The sequence below is a fragment of the Rhodanobacter sp. Col0626 genome (assembly GCF_049994385.1).
GTDB lineage: Bacteria > Pseudomonadota > Gammaproteobacteria > Xanthomonadales > Rhodanobacteraceae > Rhodanobacter.
Genome location: NZ_CP188260.1, coordinates 1 through 24145 on the forward strand (window position 1 = coordinate 1; position 24145 = coordinate 24145).

Below are 24145 nucleotides of genomic sequence, written 5' to 3' on the forward strand. Positions count from 1 at the left end.
ATGAGTGATCTGTGGCGGCGCTGCCTTGGGCGTCTCGAAGGCGATGTGAGCGCCGAAGACCTGCATACCTGGCTGATGCCTCTGCAGGCGCGCGACGATGCCGACGGCCTGCAGCTGTTCGCGCCCAATTCCTACACGCTGGACACCGTGCGCCAACGCTATCTGGCACAGATCGAAGCCGTCCTGCTGCAGTTGATGGGCAAGCCCTGGCCGGTGCGCCTCGACGTCGGCTCCAACGCGGCCAGGCCGGCACCAGCCGCCGCCAAGCCGGCGCCCGCACCGAGGGCTCCGATCGCGGCGGCAACGGCGACCTATCACCACAATCTGGATCCGCACTACACCTTCGAGACCTTCGTCGAGGGCAAGTCGAACCAGCTTGGCAAGGCCGCCGCGATGCAGGTGGCGACGAATCCCGGACGCGCCTACAACCCGCTGCTGCTGTATGGCGGCACCGGGCTGGGCAAGACCCACCTGATGCACGCCGCCGGCAACCTGATGCGCGAACGCAATCCTGAGTTCAAGGTGCTGTACCTGCGCTCGGAACAGTTTGTCGGTTCGATGATCGAGGCGTTGCGCGCCAAGAGCATGGATGAGTTCAAGCGCCGCTTTCGCTCGGTTGACGCCCTGCTCATCGACGACATCCAGTTCTTCGCCGGCAAGGACACCACGCAGGAGGAATTCTTCCACACCTTCAATGCGTTGTTCGAATCCAAGCAGCAGATCATCCTGACCTGCGACCGCTATCCGAAGGAAGTGGACAAGCTCGAGCCACGGCTGAAGTCGCGCCTGGGCTGGGGTTTGAGCGTGGCGATCGAGCCGCCGGATTTCGAGACGCGGGCTGCCATTTTGCTGGCGAAGGCCCACGAGAAGGGTGTGGCCGTGGACGAGAACGTGGCGATGCTGCTGGCCAAGCGCATCCGCTCCAACGTGCGCGACCTCGAGGGTGCATTGAACACGCTGGCGGCGCGGGCGAATTTCTACGGCAAGCCGATCACCACCGACTTTGCCGAGGAAACCCTGCGTGACCTGCTGGCCACGCACGCCCAGGCCATCACGATTCCGAACATCCAGAAGATCACCGCCGAATATTTCAACGTGCGGCTGCAGGACCTGTTGTCCAAGCGGCGCGTGCGCTCGCTGGCACGACCGCGCCAGATCGCGATGACCTTGTCCAAGGAGTTGACCGAACACAGCCTGCCGGAAATTGGCGAGGCGTTCGGCGGGCGCGACCACACCACGGTCATGCACGCATGCAAGACGATCCGGAAATTCGTCGAGACCGATGCCCGGATGCGGCAGGATTGGGAGCAACTGATCCGGACGCTCACCGGCTGATGGGCTTTTTTTCCCAACGCGCGCAAACATTATGGATAAGGGTGGGTTCAAGCTGTGGATAATGGGTGGATGAATTGGCGCCTGGAGTTATCCACAAATCACCCACCGCCAAGCAGCCCTTTCAAACACAAGCAAAAAAATGTGCAATTATTTGATTTCCAAGATAATTTCACGATATAAAAGTTACCCACAGCACCTACAACAACTACTAAACTTCTTTTAAAGACAGAACAGCAGGTATAGGGGAAGCATAGTCATGCAATTCAGCATCCAACGAGAAGCTCTGCTCAAGCCGCTACAGCAGGTGGTTGGTGTGGTTGAACGTCGCCAGACGCTCCCCGTATTGGCCAACCTGTTGGTCAAGGTCGGTGACGGCAAACTGTCGCTGACCGGTACCGATCTGGAAGTGGAGATGGTGGCCACCGCGGAAGCGGAGAAACTGGTTGACGGCGAAATCACAATCCCCGCGCGAAAGCTGTTCGACATCGTTCGTGCCCTGCCGGACGGTGCACGGATCGAGCTCAAGCTCAACGGCGATCGCGTGGCGCTCAACGCCGGGCGTAGCCGCTTCACGCTGACCACCCTGCCTGCCAGCGAATTTCCCACCGTCGACGAGATCGAACTGGTGGAGAAGGTCAGCCTGCCCGAAGAGGTGCTCCGCGACCTGATGGAGCGCACGTCGTTTGCGATGGCCAACCAGGACGTGCGCTATTACCTCAACGGCATGTTGCTGGATCTCCAGGAGCACACCCTGCGCTGCGTGGCCACCGACGGCCATCGCCTGGCGATGAAGGAAACCGAATTGCAGAGTTCGGTGAGCACACGCCGGCAGATCATCATTCCACGCAAGGGCGTCAACGAACTGGTCGGTCTGCTGGAAACCGGGGATGGCCAGGTGGAACTGGAGTTCGGTCGCAATCACCTGCGCGTGCGCCGTGGCGATGTGGTGTTTACCTCCAAGCTGATCGACGGCCGTTTCCCCGATTACGAGGCAGTGATCCCGCTGGGCGCCGACAAGACCGCCACGCTGGATCGCGAAGTGCTGCGCGGCGCCTTGCAACGTGCCGCGATCCTGTCGAACGAAAAGTACCGTGGCGTACGATTGGAGCTGTCGCCGGGCAAATTGCGCATCGTGGCGCATAACCCGGAGCAGGAAGAGGCAGTCGAGGAAGTCGAAGCCGATACGCATGTGTCGGATCTGGCGGTGGGCTTCAACGTCGGATACCTGCTCGATGCACTGGCCGCGTTGCGTGGTGACCAGGCTCGCCTCAGCCTGCGCGATGCGCAGTCCAGTTGCCTGGTACAGGAGCACGACAACGAGCATGCCCGCCACGTCATCATGCCGCTGCGGCTCTGACGGCTACGCATGGGTTTGGCTTGGTCCGTGACATCCGGCGACGCCGGGGTTCCCGCAAGGAACTTCGGCGTTCGCGTTTGTGGGTACAGGTAACGTGCAACTGGAACAACTCCGTATCCGTGGTCTGCGGTGCCTGGCCGACGTCAGCTTGGCGCTGGATCCTGCGATCAACTTTTTCGTGGGCGCTAACGGCGCCGGTAAAACCAGCGTGCTGGAGGCGGTGTTCTTGCTGTCGCACGCACGTTCGTTTCGTAGCGGGGCGAAAGAAGCTCTCCTGCAGAGAGGCGTGCCGCAGCTGTCGATATTCGCGGAGTTGCGGAAGAGGGACGGTCGCGCCAACCGACTGGGGCTGGGTCGAGAGGGCGTTCGCTGGGAGGCGAAGGTGGATGGCGCCAGCGTGGCCCTGGGTCAGTTGGTACGTGAGTGTGCCGTAGTCTGTTTCGAACCGGGTTCGCACGCATTGATCGCCGGGGCGGCCGAGGAGCGCCGTCGCTACCTCGACTGGGGCGTGTTCCACGTGGAACACGACTTCTTGTCCAATTGGCGGCGCTATCAACGCGCGCTGAAACAGCGCAATAGCCTGCTGCGCTCCGGATCGACCGCGTCGGACGAACTTTTTGCTCCGTGGGAAGCGGAACTCGCGCAATGCGCGCAGCAGATCGATCAGCAGCGACAGGCTTACCTGGAACTACTGCGCCCCCGATTGCTGGCCAGCGTGACGGGGCTGCTGCCGGAACTCGGCGCCATGGAACTGCGCTATCGACGCGGTTGGTCGGACGATCGGGATCTGGCCTATCATCTGCGCGAACAACGGGGCAGGGATCTGGCTCGCGGACACACCACGGCGGGCGTGCATCGTGCGGATTGGTCGATGGTGTTCGAGCACGCGCCGTTGCGCGAACATCTTTCCCGTGGCCAGGAAAAACTCACGGCGCTGGCCTGCATGCTGGCGCAGGCCGGGCTGTACGCCGAGCATCATGGTGAATGGCCCATCGTGTGCCTGGACGATCTCGCTTCGGAACTCGATCAGGCCCATCAGGCTGCCGTGGTGGCTCAACTGCAGGCAGCAAATGCACAAGTCTTGTTGACCGGGACCGACTTGCCCGACGCATTGCATGGACTGCCGGCTCGGGTGTTCCACGTGGAACAAGGTGATCTGACGCGCCTGCTATAATCGGAAGGTTGCATCTCCCAAGATTGCATAACCCTGTCCGGCCTATCACGGCGCCGTGTCGGGCGGGTCGCTGGCGCCAGGAAACGGTCAACGCATGAACGAATCCATGAACGAATCGCACTACGACTCAAGCAACATCAAGGTCCTCAAGGGACTGGAAGCGGTGCGCAAGCGCCCGGGCATGTACATCGGCGATACCGATGACGGCACTGGCTTGCACCACATGGTGTTCGAGGTCGTCGACAACGCGATCGACGAAGCCTTGGCGGGTTACTGCGACCAGGTTACTGTCAGGATTCTGGAAGACGGCTCGGTCAGCGTCTGTGACAACGGCCGCGGCATCCCGGTGGATATCCATCCGGAAGAAGGCCGATCTGCCGCCGAAGTGGTGATGACCGTGCTGCATGCAGGCGGCAAGTTCGATGCGGACTCCTACAAGGTTTCCGGCGGCCTGCACGGCGTGGGCGTGTCGGTGGTGAACGCACTCAGCGACCACCTGTGGCTGACGATTTACAGCAATGGCCAGGAACATCAGCAGGAATACTCGCTGGGCGAGCCCTTGTATCCGCTGAAGGTGGTGGGCCCTTCGACCCAGCGCGGCACCTTGGTGCGCTTCCTGCCCAGCCCGGCCACCTTCACCAACAACATCGAATTTCATTACGACATCCTGGCCAAGCGCCTGCGTGAGCTGGCCTTCCTGAATTCCGGTGTCACCATCGATCTGTATGACGAGCGTGGCGAGGGGCGGCATGACAGGTTCGCCTACGAGGGAGGCATCCGTTCGTTCGTGCAGCATCTGGCCCAGCTGAAGACTGCCTTGCACCCGAACGTGATCAGCCTGACCGCGGAGCAGGACGGCATCGTGGTGGAAGTGGCGATGCAGTGGACCGATTCCTACCAGGAAACGATGTTCTGCTTCACCAACAATATCCCGCAGCGCGACGGTGGCACCCATCTCACCGGCTTTCGTGCCGCGCTGACCCGTTCGTTGCAGAGCTATATCGAGAAATCCGGACTGGCCAAGAACGCCAAGGTCGGCTCGCTTTCGGGCGACGACATGCGCGAAGGCATGATCGCCGTGCTGTCGGTGAAGGTGCCCGATCCGAAGTTCTCCTCGCAAACCAAGGACAAGCTGGTTTCGTCCGAGGTGAAGACGGTGGTGGAGCAGGTCGTCAACGAAAAGCTCGGCGAATTCCTGCTGGAGCATCCGAACGAAGCCAAGGCGATCGCCTCCAAGGTGGTCGATGCCGCCCGCGCCCGCGAGGCCGCCCGCAAGGCGCGCGAGATGACCCGCCGCAAGGGCGCGCTGGACATCGCCGGCCTGCCGGGCAAACTGGCCGATTGTCAGGAAAAGGATCCCGCGCTGTGCGAACTGTTCCTGGTCGAGGGTGACTCCGCCGGCGGTTCAGCCAAGCAGGGTCGCAACCGCAAGACCCAGGCCGTGCTGCCACTGAAGGGCAAGATCCTCAACGTCGAGAAGGCGCGCTTCGACCGCATGCTGGCGTCTGCCGAGGTCGGCACCCTGATCACCGCGCTGGGCACCGGCATCGGCAAGGACGAGTACAACCCGGACAAGCTGCGTTACCACCGCATCATTCTGATGACCGATGCGGACGTCGATGGCTCGCATATCCGCACCTTGCTGCTGACCTTCTTCTACCGTCAGATGCCGGAGTTGATCGAACGCGGCCATATCTACATCGGCCTGCCGCCGCTCTACAAGGTGAAGCAGGGCAAGCAGGAGCTGTACATCAAGGACGACACCGCGCTGAACGACTACCTGATCTCCAGCGCGGTCGACAATGCCTCGTTGACCTACAGCCCGGACGCACCACCGATCACCGGTGAGGCGCTGGAAAAGCTGCTGCGTGGGTATCAGCATGCGCTCGATCAAATCGCCAAGCTGGCCCATCGCTTCGATGCCGCCGTGCTCAACGCCTTGCTCGAACATGTGCCGATCGAACCGTCGTTGTGGTCGGACACGGTCGCGATGCAGGCCTGGCTCGACGGCGCGACCCAGCGCCTGGCCGCCAGCGGCTTGGGCAAGCCGCATTACCGGATGGCGCTGCGGCCGGCGGTCGGCGAGCAACCGGCTGCGCTCGAGGTGGTGAAGGAACAGCATGGCCTCAGTCACACCTGGTTCCTGCCGCAACCGTTCTTCAGCAGCAACGAGTTTCGCCCGATCCTGGCGATCAGCCAGCAGATCGCCGGCATGATCCAGCCGGATGCGGTGGCTCGTCGCGGCAACGCCTCGCGCGGTGTGCTCAGTTTCCTGGATGCCCGCAACTGGCTGCTCGACGAAGCCAAGAAAGGCCGCAGCATCCAGCGCTTCAAGGGCCTGGGCGAGATGAACCCGGAACAGCTGTGGGATACCACGGTGAACCCGGAGACGCGACGCATGCTGCAGGTGGGGGTCGAGGACGCGATCGCTGCCGACCAGATGTTCTCGATGTTGATGGGCGAGGCAGTCGAACCGCGTCGCGACTTCATCGAGGCGAATGCGCTGAAGGTCGCCAATCTGGATATTTGACGCACGTCCGGGAGTTCCGCCGCCGCCGTTCCAGGGCGGCGGAATGGGCTGACGTCCCTCCCGCATGGCCGCCCGAAACTCACGCCATAAGCACCGCTGGCGTGCATTAATGGCATTCGCCCGAGTGGATAATCGCCAAGTAATTGATTTTTAACAATCTTTTATGCGGCAGTGCGACTTGTTATCGTGCGCCGGCTCGGGTTAACCTCCGTAATTCCCCCGCGCCATTCAACGGCGCCGACCGATATGAGGACAACCATGAAGCATGCCCGAGGGTTAACCATGCTGGCGAGCGCAGCTTTGCTGCTCGTCGTGGCCAGCAGCCCGGCGATGGCTCGTGACAAGCCCGACGCCAAGGCCAAGCCGGAAGTGCAGTATCCCAACGCGACCCGTGCCGAGCCCAAACTCGACCTGACCAGCGAAAAGGATCAGAAGGCTCTCAATGACGGTCTGGATGCCGTGGCCGCAGGCGATGCCGCCAAGGCCCAGCAACTGCTGCAGCCGATCGTCGACGGCAGCAAGAGCAAATATGCCCAGGCATTGGCCCTGCAGGGTCTGGCCAGCATCAAGTTCAACGGCGGCGACCACAAGAACGCGATCGATCTTCTGCAGCGCTCGTTGGCGCTCGGCGTGATGCCGAACGATACCTACTACCAGCTGATGTACATGCTGGCTCAGTTCCAACTGGCCGACGAGCAGTACCAGGCGTCGCTGAACACGGTCACCAAGTGGCGCGCCGAGGGCAAGAAGGAAACCGCCGCCTCGTACGCACTCGAAGGCAACGCCGATTACCGCCTCACGAAGTATCCCGAGGCCATCGCGGCGATCAACAAGGCCAAATCGCTGACCGACAAACCGGAAGCGAGCTGGAACCAGATCCTGATGGCCAGCTACTCCGAATCCGGCCAGAACGACAAGGCGGCCGCACTGGCGCAGGATCAGCTCAGCGCGAGCCCGAACGATCCGAACGCACTCAACAATTCCGCCGCGGTGCTGATGCAGGCGCACAAGTATCCCGAAGCGATCCAGTTGCTGGAGAAGGCCCGCGCCGCCGGCACGTTCAAGACCGAAGCGAATTACGTGAGCCTGGCCAAGTTGTATCTGGTTACCGGGCAGGACAGCGACGATCCAGCACCGAATGCCGTCAAGGCCTCCCAGGTACTCGAGGACGGCATGAGCAAGGGCGTGGTCAAGCCCAGTGCGGATACCTACGTGCTGCTCGGCCAGTCGGCCGAACTGGCCAACAACACCAGCAAGGCGGTCGACTATTACAACAAGGCCGCGCCGCTCGCCACCGACGGTGAGCCCGCCCTGCGCGCCGGCAGACTGCTGCTGAGCGAGAACAAATACAGCCAGGCGAAGGGACTGATCCAGCAAAGTCTCGACAAGGGTGTAAAGCAGAAAGGCGCCGCGTACATGCTGCTCGCCGAGAGCGAACGCGGCCTCAAGAACAAGCCTGCAGCGATCACTGCCATGAAGAAGGCTGCGCAGCAGCCGGAGACAGCGGCGAAAGCCAATGCATGGCTGAAAAAGGCGGGTGCCGGCTGAGCCGGAACCCGCGACACAGGGAAGTTTGCGGGATGGATGGACATCCATTCGTTCGTCCCGCAGGTGCTATACAAATGTCATGTGCTGTTGTACCGTTGAAAACCTTTCCCTGCGTCTCCCCAGTGGCGAGTTTCATCCGAATTCCGTCAGATATTCCGACGGTTTCGGGCCAAGCCCTGCGGCAACGTTCTCTTCCGATTGATCAGCTTCAGATAGTGACAGATGGCCTCAAGTAACGAAGAAAATGGGCGCGAGCCGTTTAGTTGGAAGCGCACCTGGGCACTTGCTGTAGCCATTGGGCTGCATGCCTTTGCGTTTCTGTTGATCGTGGCGCCCATGGCGCCGCCGAATCAGAATCACAAAGAAAAAGAGCATATCGTCCAGGTGAATTTCATCGAGCCGCCGCCGCCGCCACCACCGCCGCCGCCGCCGCCGCCGGAGCCACCCAAGCAGCCGCCGCCGAAGATCATTCAGCAGGTCAAGCCGCCACCGACACCGCCGCCGCCGACTCCGCCACCACCGGTGGAAGAGCAATCGGCGAACGCTGTCCAGGCACCGCCGCCGGCACCGCCAGCACCACCGGCACCGCCATCGGAGATAACAGCCAGCTCGGATCTCAGCTACAACAGTCGTCTTCAGCCGAAGTACCCGCCACAGGCGCAACGGCAGCATCATGAAGGCACGGTTATTCTGATGGTTCTGGTCGGTGTCGACGGTTCGCCGAAGGACATCAAGATCGACAAGTCCAGCGGTTATCACGAGCTTGATCGAGCGGCCATGGACGCTGCACGGCATTGGCGCTTCAACCCGACAATCCGAAACGGACAAAAGGTTGAAGGGTATGCACGCATTCCAGTCAACTTCAACCTCAGCGGCCAGATGTAATCAGCCTATCAATCAGCTGTAATTCGGTTTCACACGATTACAGTTACAGTTCACGCTTGACTTCCCTAGGGTAGCGTTATGTTCCTACAGACTCCTGCAACAACCGATGCCGCCCAGGCCATGGGTGGCAATACCAACGCCGAAGCCATGAAGCAGATGGGCTTTGCCAACCTGATCCAGCATTTCGACTGGCTCGGTTGGGTCGTCTTCGTGACGCTGACGGCGATGTCGCTCCTGTCCTGGTACTTCATCATTTCCAACGGCATTCGCAATGCCACGGTGAAGGCCCGCGCCGACAAGGTCATCAACGGGTTCTGGGCCAATGGCTCCACCCAGGACGCGATTCGCGAACTGGAAGCGCAGCCCAAGGGCGAACCGTTCTCCAAGATCGCGCTCGACGCCGCTTCGGCCGTTGCCCATCATCAGCAGACCGCCGTCGGCACCACCGGCCGCCTGGCTGAGACGCTGAGCCGTTCGGAATTCATCGACCGCGCCCTGCGTCAGGCCGTGGCACGTGAAAGCCTGCGTCTGGAAGGCGGCATGACCTTGCTCGCCACCGTCGGTTCCGCGGCGCCGTTCGTCGGTCTGCTCGGTACCGTGTGGGGCATCTATAACGCCCTGATCGGCATTGCAGCTACCGGCAACGCCTCGATGGCTTCGGTGGCCGGCCCGGTCGGTGAGGCATTGATCATGACCGCGTTCGGTCTGTTCGCCGCCATCCCGGCGCTGTTCGCCTTCAACTTCTACAATCGTTCAAATCGCGTGATCTATGCCCGCTTCGACGAATTCGCGCATGACCTGCACGACTTCTTCGCGACCGGCTCGCGCGTCGAAACCCAGAAGTGAGGGATTGACCCATGGCAGTCAGCCTAGGTGGTAATTCCGGCGGCCCGATGTCGGAAATCAACGTCACGCCGCTGGTCGACGTGATGTTGGTACTGCTGATCATCTTCATGATCACTGCTCCGTTGATGTCCCATACCATCACGATTGATCTGCCCACGGCGAACCCCAAGACCAAGGAAGCAGAGGTTGTGGTTCCGCCGCTGGACCTGGCAGTCAAGCAGGATGGCAGCATGTTTCTTGACGATCGTCCGGTGACCGAAGCGGAATTGCGTGCGCAGTTTGTGGTCAACGCGCAAAAATCGCCGCAGCCGGAACTGCAGATTCGTGCGGACAAGGACGCCGAGTTCAAGATCGTGAAAAAGATCATTGGCAATGCCAAAGATTCGGGCATGGTCCACGTTGGTTTCATGACCACCGAAGCGCCAAAAGGGTGACTTGAGATGGCTTTCAGCACAAAAACCGCCGGCCCAATGGCGGATATCAACGTGACACCGCTGGTCGACGTGCTGCTGGTGTTGCTGATCATCTTCATGATCACGGCACCGATCCCGGCGCTGAAGATTCAGGTGGATCTGCCGCAGCCGAATCCGAACGTCGTCAATCCACCGACGCCGCTGGATCCGATCCATCTCAAGATCGATCCGAGTGGTGCGTTCTACTGGAACGATACGCCGGTGGATGAGCTGGGCCTGAAAGCGCAGCTCGCGGTGATCGCCCAGCAGAGCAACCAGCCGGAAATCCAGATTGCCGCGGATGACGCCGTGGCCTACCAGTACGTGGCACGTGTGCTGGCGGATGCAAAAAGCTACAACCTGGTCAAGATCGGTTTTACCGACAACTTCTGATCCGGTATCGGCGGGCGACAACCATCGCTCGATCCAACAAAAACCCCCGCCGTGTGCGGGGGTTTTTGTTGATGGAGGTGGGCGTAAAGTAGATTCGATCAGCGCAGGATCTGCAGATAGTTGCGTACCGTTGTCGCCAACCCTTCGTACAGCGCTTCGCCGATCAGCGCGTGACCGATCGAAACTTCGGCCAGGCCGGGGATCGCCGCCTTGAACGTGCCCAGGTTGGCCTGGCTCAGATCGTGTCCGGCGTTCACCGCCAGTCCGGCCTGCTGGGCGCGTCGTGCGGTATCGGCACAGGCCGCCAAGGCGGCGGCGGGCTGGCCATCGGCGAAGCTCTGCGCATACGGCCCGGTGTAGATCTCGATGCGCTGCACGCCGATCACGGCGGCCAGATCGAAATCCTGGCTGCCGGCATCGACGAACAGGCTGACCCGACAGCCGAGGTCGCACAGTTCGCCGACCAGCGGGCGCAGCCGTGCAATGTCGCGGCGAAGGTCGAAGCCATGGTCGGAGGTGACCTGGCCGTCGCCATCGGGCACCAGGGTCACCTGGGTTGGACGTACCTCGCGTGCCAGAGCGACGAGGCCGGGGTAGTCACCGCGGGCGCCCGCAAACGGGTTGCCCTCGAGGTTGTATTCCACCCGGCCACGCAGCATCGCGGCCAACGCGCGTACGTCGCCGGGTCGGACATGACGCTGATCCGGTCGCGGATGCACGGTGATGCCGCCGCAACCGGACTCGATGCAGGTCTGCGCCGCGAAACAGATGTCGGGTTCGTACCCCCCGCGCGAATTGCGCAGCACGGCGATCTTGTTGAGGTTGACGCTGAGCAGGGTCATGGGGCTGGGTGATCTCGAACAATGGAGGTCGTGGTCGCCATCGGATCGCCGCTGGCCGCCGCCGGGCCGAAAACAGTGCGCCGATCAGGCGTCGCTGGCAAGCACTTCATGCCGGACGCGCCGCGGATCACCGCGCCACGCCAGTGCGGCGATCAGGGTGGAGTCGATGGCCAGGCGCTGCAATTGCCAGGCGCGTACGTCGTCGCCTTCCAGTCGCTCCAGGCTCAGCTGTTGCGGGTGGATGGCGATGCTCAGACGATGCAGGCCAAAGGCGATGCCACGTCCCAAGGCCTTGAGCACGGCCTCCTTGGCTGTCCACAGTTCCAGAAACGCGACGTCACGTTCCGCCGCCGGCAAGGCGACCAGGGCAGCGGTTTCGTCGGCACTGAAATAGTGCTGGGCGATGTCCAGCGCGCGCGGCCTTGCGCGTCGCTGCTCCAGATCGATCCCCGGCGTGATCCGGCGACCAATCGCGATCACTGCCTGATGGCCGCTGTGCGACCAGTTGAAACCGAGCGATTGATCATGCGGCGGCGCGAGCGCTGGCCGGCCGTGTTCACCCTCGGTCAGCGCAATCCCGTCCGGGTCGGTTCCCAGGTAGGCGCCGAGCACGCGGAGCAGCGGGGCACGTCCATCCTGCCGCCGGTAATCCAGTCGCCAGACGTGAATCTCGTCATCCTGCAGGTGCTCTGCTACGTTGGCAATCATCCGGGCGGGCGTGGCAATCATCCAGGCATGGTGCCGCTGGCGCGGTCGCGGCACAAGCAAACACGCACCAGACGCGCTCGGGGAACTACCGACCTGGGCCGCGTCCGCAAGGGGAGAACGAGGTTTGATCCAGGGTTGGCTGTTGCTGCTGGTATCCCTGCTGTATGTCGGCCTGCTATTTGTGGTCGCCTATGCCGGTGACCGGCGCCCGTTGTATCCACGCCAGCCGCGCCTGCGGCCGATCGTCTACAGCCTGGCGCTCGCCGTGTACTGCTCATCGTGGACGTTCTATGGCGCGGTCGGCACCGCGGCGCGCGATGGCCTCGCCTACCTGCCGATCTATCTTGGACCGATCCTGCTGTTCGTGTTCGGCTTCGGCCTGTTGCGCCGGCTGGTGCAGGTGGTGAGGCAGCGCAATATCACCTCGATCGCGGATTTCATCGGTGCACGCTTCGGCAAGTCACACGGGCTGGCGGCGCTGGTGGCGGTTATCGCGATGATCGCGGTGGTGCCGTATATCGCACTGCAATTCAAGGCGGTGGCGATGTCGTTCGGCGTGCTCGGTGGCGTCGCCCAGGGCGCGGTGACCACCGGTGGCATCGACAGTGCGATGTGGTGCGCGGTGTTGCTGGCGGTGTTCGCCATATTGTTCGGCACACGCAGCATCGACGCGACCGAACACCACCATGGCCTGATGCTGGCGATTGCGCTGGAGTCGCTGATCAAGTTGCTGGCGTTCGTGGCGCTGGCGGGCTATGCGTTGTGGCAGGGGCCAGGGCTGGCCAGCACCGTGCAGATACCGCTGACCCAGCTCAGCCATGGACTGTCGCCGGGTTTCATGGCGCAGACCATGCTGGCGTTCTGCGCGATGTTCTGCCTGCCGCGGCAATTCCAGATCGGCATGGTCGAATGCGAGGACGCCGGCGATCTTGCGCGGGCGCGCTGGATGGTGCCGCTATACCTGGTCATCGTCAGTGTGGCGGTGCTGCCGATCGTGGCGGCCGGAGCACACATGCCACTGGTGCGCGATGGCGCGGCCGATGCGTGGGTGCTGACCCTACCGATGGCGCATGGCGACCGCGGCATGGCATTGCTGGCCTTCATAGGCGGCTTCTCGGCGGCGACAGGCATGGTGATCGTGGCCTCGGTGGCGCTGTCGACCATGATCAGCAACGACCTGGTGATGCCTGCCTTGCTGCGCATCCATCGCCTGCGACTGGAGCATCGCAGCGACCTGTCGCAACTGGTGCTGGGTGTGCGCCGGGTGGCGATCATGCTGCTGGCCCTGATGGCCTACATCTATTACCGGGTTGCCGCCAACGCGGAAAACCTGGCTGCCACCGGCCTGCTGGCGTTTGCCGCGGTGGCGCAGTTCGCGCCGGCGCTGATCGCCGCGCTGTACTGGCGCGGCGCCAGTCGTCGCGGCGTGGTGGTGGGCCTGGCCGGCGGTTTCGCCGTGTGGTTGTACACCTTGCTGCTGCCGGCGGTGATCCGTTCCGAGGGCTGGCTGCAGGATGGCCCGTTCGGCTGGGACTGGCTGCGCCCACAGGCGCTGTTCCATCTCAGCGGTTGGGACCCGGTGATGCACGGCACGTTCTGGTCGCTGCTGGTCAATGTGGGCTGTCTGGTATTCATCTCGCTGCGTTTCCGGCCGAGCCTGGAGGAACGCCTGCATGCAGCGATGTTCATGGACGCCGATCCGGCCAGCCGTGGCGGCGCCGGTGACTGGCGTGGTCGCGTGGTCGTGGCCGACCTGCGCACGATTGCCGAGCGCATCGTGGGTGAACGCACCAGCGCACGAGCGTTCGACGAATACGCCCAGCGCCGCGGCAAGCCACTGCTGCCCGGCGAGGCGGCCGACCGTGCGTTGATCCAGTACACCGAGCGGCTGCTGGCCTCGGCGGTGGGCGCCGCCAATGCACGGCGGATCCTGATCAGCGCACTGTCCGGCAGCGGCCTGGACGTGGCCGAATCGATGGCCTTGCTGGACGAAGCCTCGCAGGAGCTGCGCTTCAATCGCGAGCTGTTGTCCACCACGCTCGAAAACGTTTCGCAGGGCATCAGCGTGGTCGACGCAAGGATGCGGCTGGTGGCGTGGAACCGGCGCTACCTGGAGCTGTTCGACTACCCCGACGGCATGGTCCACGTCGGGGTGTCGGTGGACGAGCTGATTCGCTGGAATGCCGAGCTGGGCGAGTGCGGACCCGGTGAAGTGGACGATCACGTGGCCAAGCGCATCGACTACATGCGTGCCGGTTCGTCGCACCTGTTCCAGCGCATCCGCCCGGACGGCACGGTGATCGAGATGCGTGGACGCGCGCTGCCGGGTGGCGGTTACGTCACCACGTATACCGACGTTACCGCGTACAAGCACGCCGAGCAGGCGTTGATCGAGGTGAATGAAACATTGGAGCAGCGGGTCGATCAGCGCACCGCCGAACTGTCCGAAGCTCTGGCCGCCACCGCGCAGGCGCGCCGTGCGGCCGAGACCGCGAACATCTCCAAGACGCGCTTTCTCGCCGCCGCCAGCCACGACCTTTTGCAGCCGCTGAATGCGGCACGGCTGTTCACCTCGGCGCTGCGCCAGCATCCGGGCCTGGATGCCGAGGCGAGCGGACTGGCCGAACGCATCGACGCCTCGTTCCGTGCCGCCGAGGACCTGCTCGATGCCTTGCTCGATATCTCGCGGCTGGATGCCGGCAGTTATCGCCCGGAAGTGGGTGGCTTCGCACTGGCCGAAGTGTTCGATTCGTTGAAGGCGCAGTTCGCAGTGGTCGCCGAACAACGCGGGCTGCGGCTGCGCGTGGCGCCGACCACGCTGGCGGTGCGCAGCGATCCGCAACTGCTGCGCCGGATCCTGCAGAACTTCGTCTCCAACGCCTTGCGCTACACCAGCAAGGGTGGCGTGTTACTTGGCGCGCGCCGGGTGGGCGAGGAAGTGCGTATCGAAGTGTGGGATTCCGGACCCGGCATCGCCGCGGAACAGCGTGCGCGCATCTTCGACGAATTCCAGCGGCTGGAACAACCATCGCCCTGGGGCGAGAAAGGCCTCGGCCTGGGCCTGTCGATCTGCGATCGCCTGGCCGGCATCCTCGGCCACCGGCTGGACCTGCACTCGCAGGTCCAGCACGGCAGCTGTTTCGCCGTGACCGTGCCGCGGAGTGAGGCGGTACCGGCACGTCGCCAGCGGGTGCAGCGCGCCGGTCCGGACAAGCAGTTGCCGTTGACCGTGCTGTGCCTGGACAACGACGCCACGATTCTCGACGGCATGCGCGCGCTGCTCAGCCGCTGGGGTGTCGATTGCCGGCTGGCGCTGGACGTGGAGCAGGCCGAGAAGGAACTGGCGCGCGGATCGATCGACCTGATCCTGGCCGACTACCATTTGAGCGACAACGTGGACGGCCTGCAGGCCCTGCAGCAGCTGCGCGATGCGCGCGGCGGACTGCCGCCGGTGGCGATGATCACCGCCGACGGCAGCAGCGAACTGAAACAGCGTGCGCGGGCCCTGGGCTATCCGCTGCTGCACAAACCGGTACGGCCCGCCGCGTTGCGCGCGCTGCTGACCGCGTTGCTACGCCGCTAGCGGCGCCACCTCAGTCCTCGTCGTCCGGGAAGGCCGGCATGCTCTCGCGATCGACCGCCAGCTGGCTGGCGATCAGCGCGACCTGGGTGCGATTGTTGACACCGAGCTTGCGCATGATCGCCGTCATGTGCGCCTTGACGGTGGCTTCGGAGACACCGAGGTCGTATGCGATCTGCTTGTTCAGCAGGCCCTCGGCGATCATCGTCATCACGCGGAACTGCTGTGGGGTCAGCGCCGCAACATGCGCCGCGGCGGCGGCCTCGTCGGGTCGCAGTTCACCGGGGCCGTCCAGCAAGGCGTGGGGAAGCCACACATCACCGTCGAGCACCGCCTGGATCGCCGCCACGATGTCTGTGCTGGCGGCGGACTTTGGAATGTACGCCGAGGCGCCATGCGCGAGCGCGCGGCGCGCCACCTGCACCTCCTCGTGTCCGGACACCACGATGGTCGGCAGGCCCGGATACTGGCCGCGGATGTGCGCCAGCGCGGAGTAGCCGCGCGCGCCGGGCATGTGCAGGTCGAGCAGCAGCAGCTCGGCATCGGGGAATTGCTCGATCAGGCCGAGCAGCGCATGCACGCTGTCGGCGCCGTGCACGTGCGCCCGCGGCAGCGCCGTCAGTACCGCGCGCTGCAAGGCGTCGCGGAACAGCGGGTGGTCGTCGGCGATCAGGATATCGGGCATACGATCCATTCAACTACGACGCGATAGCCCCGTGGAAGCGGTTTCAGTCGCGATGCCTTTCGCTTATCCGAAGAGCGATCGCGGCTGAAACCGCTCCTGCAGGTCACTTGATCAGTCGCTCGTCGACCAGGTTCTTCACCACGCCGGGATCGGCCAGGGTGGTGATGTCGCCGAGCTGGTCGGGCTGGTTTTCGCCGATCTTGCGCAGGATGCGGCGCATGATCTTTCCGGAGCGGGTCTTGGGCAGGCCCGGCGCCCACTGCAGGTAATCCGGCGTGGCGATCGGACCGATCTCCTTGCGCACCCACGCAATCAGCTCCTTGCGCAGTTCATCGCTGCCGGTCTCGCCGGCGATCAGGGTGACATAGGCATAGATGCCCTGGCCCTTGATCTCGTGCGGACAGCCGACCACGGCGGCCTCGGCCACCTTCGGATGCGCCACCAGTGCGCTCTCCACTTCGGCGGTGCCCAGGCGGTGGCCGCTGACGTTGATCACGTCATCGACCCGGCCGGTGATCCAGTAGTAGCCATCCTCGTCGCGACGTGCGCCGTCGCCGCTGAAGTAGTTGCCGGGGTAGGCGCTGAAATAGGTGTCGATGAAGCGCTGGTGGTCGCCGTAGATGGTGCGCACCTGGCCGGGCCAGGAATCGGTGATCAGCAGGTTGCCCTCGGCCACGCCTTCCTGCACGGTGCCGTCGGCGTCGACGATGGCCGGCTTGATGCCGAAGAATGGCAAGGTGGCCGAGCCGGGCTTGGTCGCGATCGCGCCGGGCAGCGGCGAGATCATGATGCCGCCGGTTTCGGTCTGCCACCAGGTATCGACGATCGGGCAGCGTTCGTCACCGACCACGCGGTGGTACCACTCCCATGCTTCCGGATTGATCGGTTCGCCGACCGAGCCGAGCACGCGCAGCGAGGCACGCGAGGTTTTCTTGACGGGTGCCTCGCCTTCGCGCATCAACGCGCGGATCGCGGTCGGTGCGGTGTAGAAGATGCTGATCTTGTGCTTGTCGACGACCTGCCAGAAGCGGCTGTAGTCGGGATAGTTCGGCACGCCCTCGAACATCACCGTGGTGGCGCCGTTGGCCAGCGGGCCGTACACCACGTAGCTGTGGCCGGTGACCCAGCCGACGTCGGCGGTACACCAGTAGATGTCGTCCTCGTGCAGGTCGAACACCTGTTCGTGCGTGTAGCTGGCGAACACCAGATAGCCGCCCGTGCTGTGCTGCACGCCTTTCGGCTTGCCGGTGGAGCCGGAGGTGTACAGCACGAACAGCGGGTGCTCGGCCTCGACCGGCGTGGGCGGACAATCGACGGATTGACCCTCCATCAGCGTGTGGTAATAGCGATCGCGCGGCGACTGCATCGACACCGCGCCGCCGGTGTGGCGCACCACGATCACGGTTTCCACGCTGTTGGTGCCGGGCCGTTCCAGCGCGGCGTCCACGTTGACCTTGAGCGGGATGCGCTTGCCGGCGCGCAGACCCTCGTCGGCGGTGATCACCACTTTGGCGGTGGAATCGGCGATGCGCCCGGCCAGCGAGTCGGGCGAGAAGCCGCCGAACACCACCGAGTGGATCGCACCGAGTCGGGCGCAGGCCAGCATCGCCACGGCCGCTTCCGGAATCATCGGCAGGTAGATCGCGACGCGGTCACCCTTGACCACGCCAAGGTGCTTCAGCGTATTGGCGAACTTGCACACTTCGCCATGCAGCTCGCGGTAGGTGATCCGGCGTGAATCCTTCGGGTCGTCACCCTCGAAGATGATCGCCACCTTGTCGCCGCGCTTCTCGAGCTGGCGGTCGAGGCAGTTAGCCGACACGTTGAGTTCGCCGTCCTCGTACCAGCGGATGTGTAGGTCGTTGCGGTCGAACGAAACGTCCTTGATCCTGGTGGGCGCCCGGCTCCAGTCCAGCCGTTGCCCGATGCGAGCCCAGAATGCCTCCGGATCGCTGACCGATTCGGCATACAGGCGCGTGTAGTCGTCGTGGCGCAGGCGTGCCGCGGCGGCGAATTCGGGGTTGACCGGGTGGAGCTTGGACATGGCTGGCCTCCTGCTGGCTCGGCATGGAAGGTAACGAGGGAAACCGTGCAGGCGCTGGCACCTGCACGGCGATCGTTCGAGTTTAGCCCGATCGTGCAGAGGGGCGGCAGCGTGCCACATCGACTTTGGTCGAAGTTCGACCAAAGGCGAATGGCCGCGTGCGCCGCAGCATGGTCATGCTCGACCCGTCATCGACCGTGGGGAGACGCAAGCATGATTTCGCGACACTCAAATCGCTACACGGCGCTCGCCCTGAGCATGGCTTGCGCACTGGCGCTGCCGTTGGCTGCGCATGCACAGAGCGACACCCGCGAAGCACAACTCGAACAGCGCGTGGCGCAGCTGGAACAGCAGTTGAACGAGCTGAAAAGCATGATCCAGGCGCAGAAGGCGGCGCCCGTTGCCACGGCGCCGGTCGCGCCGGCGCAAAACGTAGCCGCCGCACCGGCGCCGGAGAAGCCGGTGTTCAGCAGTGCGCCGGGCGTGTCGGTGGCGTTGCACGGTTTCATCAGCGCGAGCGCGTTCAATCAGAACAAGAGCTTCACTTACGGCAATGGCCAGAACGCGCTGTTTCCGGTGCCAGGTTCGACCGGTTCGCTTAGCGGCGTGGACGTGCGCAACACGCGCTTCTGGCTGGACTTCAGCGGTGCCAAGTTCGCCGGCAACTGGACCGGTGGCGGCCGCATCGAAATGGACTTCTTCGGCGGTTTCAACGGCACGGGTGCGTATAGCCAGCAGCAGCCGACGCCGCGCCTGCGCCAGGCCTACATGGACCTGACCAACGCCGAGACCGGCACCACGGTGCGGATCGGCCAGCAATGGGACTTCATGTTCCCGATCGACAATTCACCCGCCTCGCTGGCGCACATCGCGTTTCCGCTGGGCTTCGGATCCGGTTATGGCGGCTGGCGCTTCCCCGGCGTGGTGGTGATGCAGGATCTCAACCACGGCAGCCCCGGTGCGCAGTGGCGGCTTGATCTCGGTGCGTTCGAGGGTTCGTGGAACGGGCCGGACGGCGCCGTGAACAACGTCAACTACAAGACCGCCGGCAACGCCGGTTTCCGCCCGCAGATCGAGGCCCGCCTGCACGTGCAGGACAAGAACTGGCTGGCGTACTTCGCGGCACACTACAGCCGGGTCGATCTGCGCGGCGTGGGCGGTACTGCACCGACACCGATCAAGTCCGATATCAAGAGCGTGGGTTACGAGGTCGGCGGACAGTGGAAGCCCGGTCCGTGGACATTCAAGGGGCTGGCTTACACCGGCAACGGCCTCGGCGAGATCTTCGGCGCCATGTCCCAATTCGGCGACATCAAGGAAACCGGTGGTTTCGTGCAGGCCGGCTACAGCTTTACGCCGAACTGGAGCCTGTACGCGTTCTACGCCTACAGCAAACCCAATACCGACGACGTGGTGACCTGGCTGGGCAACGGCTCGACCGGGTTGCTCAGGAATCGGCAGACGGCGTTGAGCCTGCAATACACCGCGGGCGCGTACGACCTCAGCGCCGAATGGATGCACGACAAGCTCGACTCCACCAGCAACGGCACGGATCGCAAGACCACCAGCGGCAACCAGGTCAGCCTCAACGCGCTGTATCACTTCTGAGCTCATGACGGCGTAGCCGTCGTGCCATGACCTCCCGGCAACGGGAGGATGACGAACTGCGGTCCGGCGTGAGGGGCGGACGCGGTTCCCGACGCCTCTCCATGGTTTGCGGAGGGAGGCACTCACACTTTCTGGAGGGGAAACATCATGGCCACCACTGCGATCGACGGGCGCGGCGCGCTCGACGTCAGCCACAAGCGGGTGATCCTGGCATCCAGCCTGGGCACCGTGTTCGAGTGGTACGACTTCTACCTGTACGGCTCGCTCGCCGTGATCATCGGCAAGCAGTTCTTCTCCGGCCTGAATGAGGCGAGCCAGCTGGTGTTCGCCCTGCTCGCGTTCGCCGCCGGCTTCGCGGTGCGGCCGTTCGGCGCACTGGTGTTCGGCCGGGTCGGCGATCTGGTCGGACGCAAGTACACGTTCCTGATCACCATCGTGATCATGGGCCTGTCCACGTTCTTCGTAGGCCTGTTGCCCAGCTACGGTTCGATCGGCATCGTGGCACCGGTGATCCTGATCCTGTTGCGCATGCTGCAGGGCCTGGCGCTGGGCGGCGAGTATGGCGGCGCGGCCACCTATGTGGCCGAACATGCGCCGAAGGGCAAGCGCGGCCTGTACACCAGCTTCATCCAGATCACCGCCACCTTCGGCCTGTTCCTTTCGCTGCTGGTGATCCTCGGCTGCAAATGGCTGCTCGGCGACAAGTTCGACGACTGGGGCTGGCGCGTGCCGTTCCTGCTCTCATCGCTGCTGCTGATCGTGTCGGTATACATCCGCATGCAGCTGGCCGAGTCGCCGGTATTCCAGCAGATGAAGGACGAGGGCAAGACGTCGAAGGCGCCGTTGACCGAGTCGTTCGCCCGCTGGGGCAACCTGAAGCTGGTGCTGCTGGCGCTGTTCGGTGCCACCGCCGGTCAGGCCGTGGTGTGGTATTGCGGCCAGTTCTACGCGATGTACTTCCTCGGCAGCACGTTGAAGATCGATGCCACCACCACGCAATTGTTGATTGCAGCCGCACTGTTGATCGGCACGCCGTTCTTCGTGGTGTTCGGCTGGTTGTCGGACAAGATCGGCCGCAAGCCGGTGGTGCTCGCGGGTTGCCTGATCGCCGCGCTGACTTATTTCCCGATCTTCAAGGGCATCACCCACTACGGCAATCCGGGCATCGAGGCCGCGCGCGTCAGTGCGCCGGTCACCGTGATCGCCGACCCGGCCACCTGCCATCTGCAGATCAACCTGACCGGCACGTCGACCTTCACCAGTTCGTGCGACATCGCCAAAAGCACCCTGGCCAAGCGCGGCGTGCCGTACGACAACCAGGCGGCGCCGGCCGGCACGCTGGCGAAGGTGACCGTGGGCAGCGCGAGCCTCGACGCATTCGAGGGCAGCGGCCTGGCCAAGGCGGACTTCGCGACGCAGAACAAGACGTTCGCCGCTAGCCTCGGCAGCGCGCTGGATCAGGCCGGCTACCCGGCCAAGGCCGACCCGGCACGCAGCAATTATCCGATGCTGATCTTCCTGCTGTTCCTGCTGGTGCTGTACGTGACGATGGTCTATGGACCGATTGCGGCGTGGCTGGTGGAGATGTTCCCGACCAAGATCCGCTACACCTCGATGAGCCTGCCGTACCACATCGGCAACGGCTGGTTCGGCGGGTTCCTGCCCTCGGTATCGTTCGGCATCGTGGCGCTCACCGGCAACATCTACTCCGGCCTGTGGTATCCGGTGGTGATCGCGCTGATGACCTTCGTGATCGGCCTGTTCTTCGTGCGCGAGACCAAGGACGTCGACATCACCGCCTGAGACTGTTTCGGGAAGGCACAAAAAAACGCAGCGGCGCGAGCCGCTGCGTTTTCCTTCGGGTGGCTTCGGTCAGGCGCGCTTGATCAGGCCGATGATCACCAGCAATACGATCGCGCCGATCATCGCGTAGACGATGCTGGTGACGATCGGGCTGCCGAGGCTGAAGCCGACACCAAGCGTCGGCAGCAACCAGCCGGCGAGGAACGCGCCGATGATGCCGACCACGATGTTGCCGAGCAGGCCGAAGCCGAAACCACGCACGATCAGGCCGGCAAGCCAGCCGGCGATGGCACCGATGAGCAGGAAGATAATCAAGCCGGTAGCAGTCATCATGCACTCCTTGAGGGGTTGACCCATGGGCGACGCGGTTTACGCAGCCGCACCGGCGCAAGCGTCCATGTTCCGATGTGCAGCGATCGTGACGGGTTGGCGGCGCGCACCTGACGGCCGTGCTGCGGATAACGGGTAGGCCGCCCGACGACGATGGCCGCCAGATCAGGCCTGGCGTTCCGCCCGCTCGTGCTTGAGCGGCGGCTTGCCCTCGCGCAGCCGCATGAGGTCGTATTCCGACAGGCTCTCATGGCGTGCATTGCCGGCGATACGCACCTGCACGAAAGCCAGCGCGGTGGCGAAGACGCCGACAAGTCCGAGCAGCAGCCAGAAGCCCCAGGCGCCGGCACTGTGGCGAGTGAAACACAGCACGAACGCGAACACGGTAAGGACGAGCAGCAGCCAGCGCATGAGAGAGCCCCGACAGAGGAAAACAGGCCGCCACCGGCCGCCATACGGCTGCATCATAGCGCCGCCCGGATACGCCTGGCGCGAGCCCGGTCACGTCGCATGGCGATGTCGCGCTGACTGAGACGTCGCCGGGCGATGCTGTACCGATGGACGATTTCCCGACATCGCCGCCCTCGCCGGAGCAGCTCCCGACCACCCGCCGCCTCAAGGGTCGCGGCGCCGCCTCCAACCCGGAAGGCCGCTTCGAAAACATCCGCCATCAAGCCGAGGACGACGGCTGGCAAAGCGCGCTGCTGGACGAAGAGGCACCACGTCCGCGCACCGAAGTCACCGAGGAACGCGCCCGCAGCGTGATCAACCGCAACGACTCGCCGGACATCGCCTTCGACCAGGCGATCAATCCGTATCGTGGTTGCGAGCACGGTTGCATCTATTGTTTTGCGCGCCCGTCGCACAGCTACCTCAACCTGTCGCCCGGGCTGGACTTCGAAACCAAGTTGCGCGCGAAAGGCAACTTCGCCGAGGTGCTGCGTGCCGATCTGGCGAAACCCGGCTACGCGATCAGCCCGATCAACATCGGCAGCAACACCGATCCGTACCAGCCGATCGAAAAGCGCTGGCGACTGACTCGCGCCGCCCTGGAGCTGCTGGCCGAATGCCACCATCCGTGCACCATCGTGACCAAGAATGCGCTGGTCGAGCGCGACCTCGACATCCTGCAGCCGATGGCGCGCGAGCAGCTGGTGCAGGTGTTCGTTTCGGTCAACTCGCTGGACAACCATCTCGCCGCGAAACTCGAACCACGCGCCAGCGCACCGCATCGCCGGATCAAGACGATCCACACCCTGGCCGAGGCCGGCGTACCGGTCGGGGTGCTGGTGGCACCGATCATCCCGGCACTCAACGACAAGGACATGGAGGCGGTGATGGCGCAAGCGGCCGACGCCGGCGCACGCTGCGCCGGATACACCGTGCTGCGCCTGCCGTACGAGCTGAAGCAACTGTTCCGCGAATGGCTGACGCTGCACGCGCCACAGCGCGCCGAACACGTGATGAGCCTGGTACAGCAGATGAACGGCGGCCGCGACTACGACAGCAACTTCGCCACCCGCATGCGCGGCCAGGGCGTGTTCGCCGATCTGCTGCGCCGCCGCTTCGACGTCGCCTGCCGCAAACACGGTTTCGGCCGCGCTCGCGAACTCCGCCTGGATACTTCGCGTTTCGTGCCGCCGCGCAAGCTGTCGCCGCAGGGTGAATTGTTCTAGCGCGGCGCCGCGTGGGTACCAGGTCGGCGCGTCAAGGACCTTCACTTATCGATGATGGCGGCGCGAGTTCAATCAGGCCTTCCAAACGTTCCGGCGTCATCGTCGTGCGTCACGTCATCGATTCCACGGAGGCACCGATGTCATCCTTCGCGCTTTACCTGGCCGGCATGGTCATTGTGATTGGCGGCCTGGCTTATGCCGCCGTTCTGCTGCACGCGCCCACGCAATGGGTCATCGTCGGCGTCGTGGTGTTATTGGGCATCGGCATCATCGGTGCCGTCACCCACACGCGCCGGCGTGATCCGCCGCAATGAGGCGCTTGGTTCCATGCCGGTGAGCACCGGCCATG

20 protein-coding genes are annotated in these 24145 nt (G+C 63.8%); 14 read left to right on the plus strand and 6 right to left on the minus strand.

What is annotated here, in order from left to right; translation table 11 throughout:
- The 9 genes from dnaA to ACPPVV_RS00045 all read left to right on the plus strand — a co-directional run bounded on the left by dnaA (window position 1) and on the right by ACPPVV_RS00045 (window position 10520).
- Window positions 1-1335 carry a chromosomal replication initiator protein DnaA gene (gene dnaA, locus ACPPVV_RS00005; protein ID WP_426701440.1) on the plus strand — a complete coding sequence of 445 codons (1335 nt, stop codon included), beginning with the start codon at window positions 1-3 and terminating at the stop codon, window positions 1333-1335.
- 256 nt (window positions 1336-1591) lie between these two features.
- Complete coding sequence (gene dnaN / locus ACPPVV_RS00010; RefSeq protein WP_426701441.1) at window positions 1592-2692, plus strand: DNA polymerase III subunit beta; 1101 nt, start codon at window positions 1592-1594, stop codon at window positions 2690-2692.
- A 79-nt stretch (window positions 2693-2771) separates the two neighbouring features.
- Window positions 2772-3866: a DNA replication/repair protein RecF gene (gene recF, locus ACPPVV_RS00015; protein WP_426701442.1), complete on the plus strand. Its 1095-nt coding sequence runs from the start codon at window positions 2772-2774 to the stop codon at window positions 3864-3866.
- Window positions 3867-3960: 94 nt separating this feature from the next.
- Window positions 3961-6396 (plus strand): DNA topoisomerase (ATP-hydrolyzing) subunit B, encoded by a 2436-nt coding sequence (gene gyrB / locus ACPPVV_RS00020; RefSeq protein ID WP_426701443.1) that lies wholly within the window; start codon window positions 3961-3963, stop codon window positions 6394-6396.
- Window positions 6397-6654: 258 nt separating this feature from the next.
- The gene (locus ACPPVV_RS00025) at window positions 6655-7944 is read left to right on the plus strand and encodes a tetratricopeptide repeat protein (RefSeq protein ID WP_426701444.1); all 1290 of its coding nucleotides are present in this window, start codon (window positions 6655-6657) and stop codon (window positions 7942-7944) included.
- A gap of 384 nt (window positions 7945-8328) precedes the next feature.
- Window positions 8329-8829 carry an energy transducer TonB gene (locus tag ACPPVV_RS00030; RefSeq protein ID WP_426701445.1) on the plus strand — a complete coding sequence of 167 codons (501 nt, stop codon included), beginning with the start codon at window positions 8329-8331 and terminating at the stop codon, window positions 8827-8829.
- A gap of 78 nt (window positions 8830-8907) precedes the next feature.
- On the plus strand, window positions 8908-9675 hold the full coding sequence (locus ACPPVV_RS00035; protein ID WP_426701446.1) for a MotA/TolQ/ExbB proton channel family protein: 768 nt from the start codon (window positions 8908-8910) through the stop codon (window positions 9673-9675).
- An 11-nt stretch (window positions 9676-9686) separates the two neighbouring features.
- Window positions 9687-10109 carry an ExbD/TolR family protein gene (locus ACPPVV_RS00040; protein ID WP_426701447.1) on the plus strand — a complete coding sequence of 141 codons (423 nt, stop codon included), beginning with the start codon at window positions 9687-9689 and terminating at the stop codon, window positions 10107-10109.
- Between the two features lie 6 nt (window positions 10110-10115).
- Window positions 10116-10520 (plus strand): ExbD/TolR family protein, encoded by a 405-nt coding sequence (locus tag ACPPVV_RS00045; protein WP_426701448.1) that lies wholly within the window; start codon window positions 10116-10118, stop codon window positions 10518-10520.
- Window positions 10521-10618: 98 nt separating this feature from the next.
- Here ACPPVV_RS00045 and ACPPVV_RS00050 read toward each other — a convergent pair whose 3' ends face one another.
- Both ACPPVV_RS00050 and ACPPVV_RS00055 read right to left on the minus strand, forming a co-directional pair.
- Complete coding sequence (locus ACPPVV_RS00050; RefSeq protein ID WP_426701449.1) at window positions 10619-11362, minus strand: pyridoxine 5'-phosphate synthase; 744 nt, start codon at window positions 11360-11362, stop codon at window positions 10619-10621.
- Window positions 11363-11446: 84 nt separating this feature from the next.
- Entirely contained in the window at window positions 11447-12091 is a 645-nt protein-coding gene (locus ACPPVV_RS00055; protein ID WP_426701450.1) for a 4'-phosphopantetheinyl transferase family protein, read from the minus strand.
- A gap of 103 nt (window positions 12092-12194) precedes the next feature.
- Here ACPPVV_RS00055 and ACPPVV_RS00060 point away from each other — a divergent pair, with 103 nt between their 5' ends.
- Entirely contained in the window at window positions 12195-15653 is a 3459-nt protein-coding gene (locus tag ACPPVV_RS00060; protein WP_426701451.1) for a PAS domain-containing hybrid sensor histidine kinase/response regulator, read from the plus strand.
- A gap of 10 nt (window positions 15654-15663) precedes the next feature.
- On the opposite strand, the gene ACPPVV_RS00065 is transcribed toward ACPPVV_RS00060, so the two are convergent.
- Together ACPPVV_RS00065 and acs are read right to left on the minus strand one after the other, a co-directional pair.
- Window positions 15664-16335, minus strand: coding sequence for a response regulator transcription factor (locus tag ACPPVV_RS00065; protein WP_426701452.1), 672 nt, complete (start codon window positions 16333-16335; stop codon window positions 15664-15666).
- Between the two features lie 103 nt (window positions 16336-16438).
- A complete protein-coding gene (acs, locus tag ACPPVV_RS00070; RefSeq protein ID WP_426701453.1) occupies window positions 16439-18379 on the minus strand; it encodes an acetate--CoA ligase in 1941 nt (646 codons plus the stop codon).
- A 213-nt stretch (window positions 18380-18592) separates the two neighbouring features.
- Here acs and ACPPVV_RS00075 point away from each other — a divergent pair, with 213 nt between their 5' ends.
- Together ACPPVV_RS00075 and ACPPVV_RS00080 are read left to right on the plus strand one after the other, a co-directional pair.
- Window positions 18593-19987: a hypothetical protein gene (locus ACPPVV_RS00075; RefSeq protein ID WP_426701454.1), complete on the plus strand. Its 1395-nt coding sequence runs from the start codon at window positions 18593-18595 to the stop codon at window positions 19985-19987.
- A gap of 147 nt (window positions 19988-20134) precedes the next feature.
- Window positions 20135-21790 carry an MFS transporter gene (locus ACPPVV_RS00080; protein ID WP_426701455.1) on the plus strand — a complete coding sequence of 552 codons (1656 nt, stop codon included), beginning with the start codon at window positions 20135-20137 and terminating at the stop codon, window positions 21788-21790.
- Between the two features lie 69 nt (window positions 21791-21859).
- Here the strand turns inward: ACPPVV_RS00080 and ACPPVV_RS00085 are convergent, their stop codons facing one another.
- Together ACPPVV_RS00085 and ACPPVV_RS00090 are read right to left on the minus strand one after the other, a co-directional pair.
- Window positions 21860-22120, minus strand: coding sequence for a GlsB/YeaQ/YmgE family stress response membrane protein (locus ACPPVV_RS00085; protein ID WP_426701456.1), 261 nt, complete (start codon window positions 22118-22120; stop codon window positions 21860-21862).
- Window positions 22121-22285: 165 nt separating this feature from the next.
- Entirely contained in the window at window positions 22286-22531 is a 246-nt protein-coding gene (locus ACPPVV_RS00090; protein WP_426701457.1) for a hypothetical protein, read from the minus strand.
- 146 nt (window positions 22532-22677) lie between these two features.
- Here ACPPVV_RS00090 and ACPPVV_RS00095 point away from each other — a divergent pair, with 146 nt between their 5' ends.
- Window positions 22678-23796, plus strand: a complete 1119-nt coding sequence (locus tag ACPPVV_RS00095) for a PA0069 family radical SAM protein (protein WP_426701458.1) — start codon at window positions 22678-22680, stop codon at window positions 23794-23796.
- A gap of 137 nt (window positions 23797-23933) precedes the next feature.
- A complete protein-coding gene (locus ACPPVV_RS00100) occupies window positions 23934-24110 on the plus strand; it encodes a hypothetical protein (RefSeq protein WP_426701459.1) in 177 nt (58 codons plus the stop codon).
- The last annotated feature ends 35 nt before the right edge of the window (window positions 24111-24145 follow it).

What these genes read in the sequence shown, in the direction of transcription:
- ACPPVV_RS00100 (WP_426701459.1), top strand. Translation starts at nt 23,934, where the DNA reads ATGTCATCCTTCGCGCTTTACCTGGCCGGCATGGTCATTGTGATTGGC.
- ACPPVV_RS00045 (WP_426701448.1), top strand. Translation starts at nt 10,116, where the DNA reads ATGGCTTTCAGCACAAAAACCGCCGGCCCAATGGCGGATATCAACGTG.
- ACPPVV_RS00065 (WP_426701452.1), bottom strand. Translation starts at nt 16,335, where the DNA reads ATGCCCGATATCCTGATCGCCGACGACCACCCGCTGTTCCGCGACGCC.
- ACPPVV_RS00050 (WP_426701449.1), bottom strand. Translation starts at nt 11,362, where the DNA reads ATGACCCTGCTCAGCGTCAACCTCAACAAGATCGCCGTGCTGCGCAAT.
- ACPPVV_RS00080 (WP_426701455.1), top strand. Translation starts at nt 20,135, where the DNA reads ATGGCCACCACTGCGATCGACGGGCGCGGCGCGCTCGACGTCAGCCAC.
- ACPPVV_RS00085 (WP_426701456.1), bottom strand. Translation starts at nt 22,120, where the DNA reads ATGACTGCTACCGGCTTGATTATCTTCCTGCTCATCGGTGCCATCGCC.
- ACPPVV_RS00090 (WP_426701457.1), bottom strand. Translation starts at nt 22,531, where the DNA reads ATGCGCTGGCTGCTGCTCGTCCTTACCGTGTTCGCGTTCGTGCTGTGT.
- ACPPVV_RS00025 (WP_426701444.1), top strand. Translation starts at nt 6,655, where the DNA reads ATGAAGCATGCCCGAGGGTTAACCATGCTGGCGAGCGCAGCTTTGCTG.
- ACPPVV_RS00075 (WP_426701454.1), top strand. Translation starts at nt 18,593, where the DNA reads ATGATTTCGCGACACTCAAATCGCTACACGGCGCTCGCCCTGAGCATG.
- acs (WP_426701453.1), bottom strand. Translation starts at nt 18,379, where the DNA reads ATGTCCAAGCTCCACCCGGTCAACCCCGAATTCGCCGCCGCGGCACGC.
- gyrB (WP_426701443.1), top strand. Translation starts at nt 3,961, where the DNA reads ATGAACGAATCCATGAACGAATCGCACTACGACTCAAGCAACATCAAG.
- ACPPVV_RS00095 (WP_426701458.1), top strand. Translation starts at nt 22,678, where the DNA reads ATGGACGATTTCCCGACATCGCCGCCCTCGCCGGAGCAGCTCCCGACC.
- ACPPVV_RS00055 (WP_426701450.1), bottom strand. Translation starts at nt 12,091, where the DNA reads ATGATTGCCACGCCCGCCCGGATGATTGCCAACGTAGCAGAGCACCTG.
- dnaA (WP_426701440.1), top strand. Translation starts at nt 1, where the DNA reads ATGAGTGATCTGTGGCGGCGCTGCCTTGGGCGTCTCGAAGGCGATGTG.
- ACPPVV_RS00035 (WP_426701446.1), top strand. Translation starts at nt 8,908, where the DNA reads ATGTTCCTACAGACTCCTGCAACAACCGATGCCGCCCAGGCCATGGGT.
- ACPPVV_RS00040 (WP_426701447.1), top strand. Translation starts at nt 9,687, where the DNA reads ATGGCAGTCAGCCTAGGTGGTAATTCCGGCGGCCCGATGTCGGAAATC.
- dnaN (WP_426701441.1), top strand. Translation starts at nt 1,592, where the DNA reads ATGCAATTCAGCATCCAACGAGAAGCTCTGCTCAAGCCGCTACAGCAG.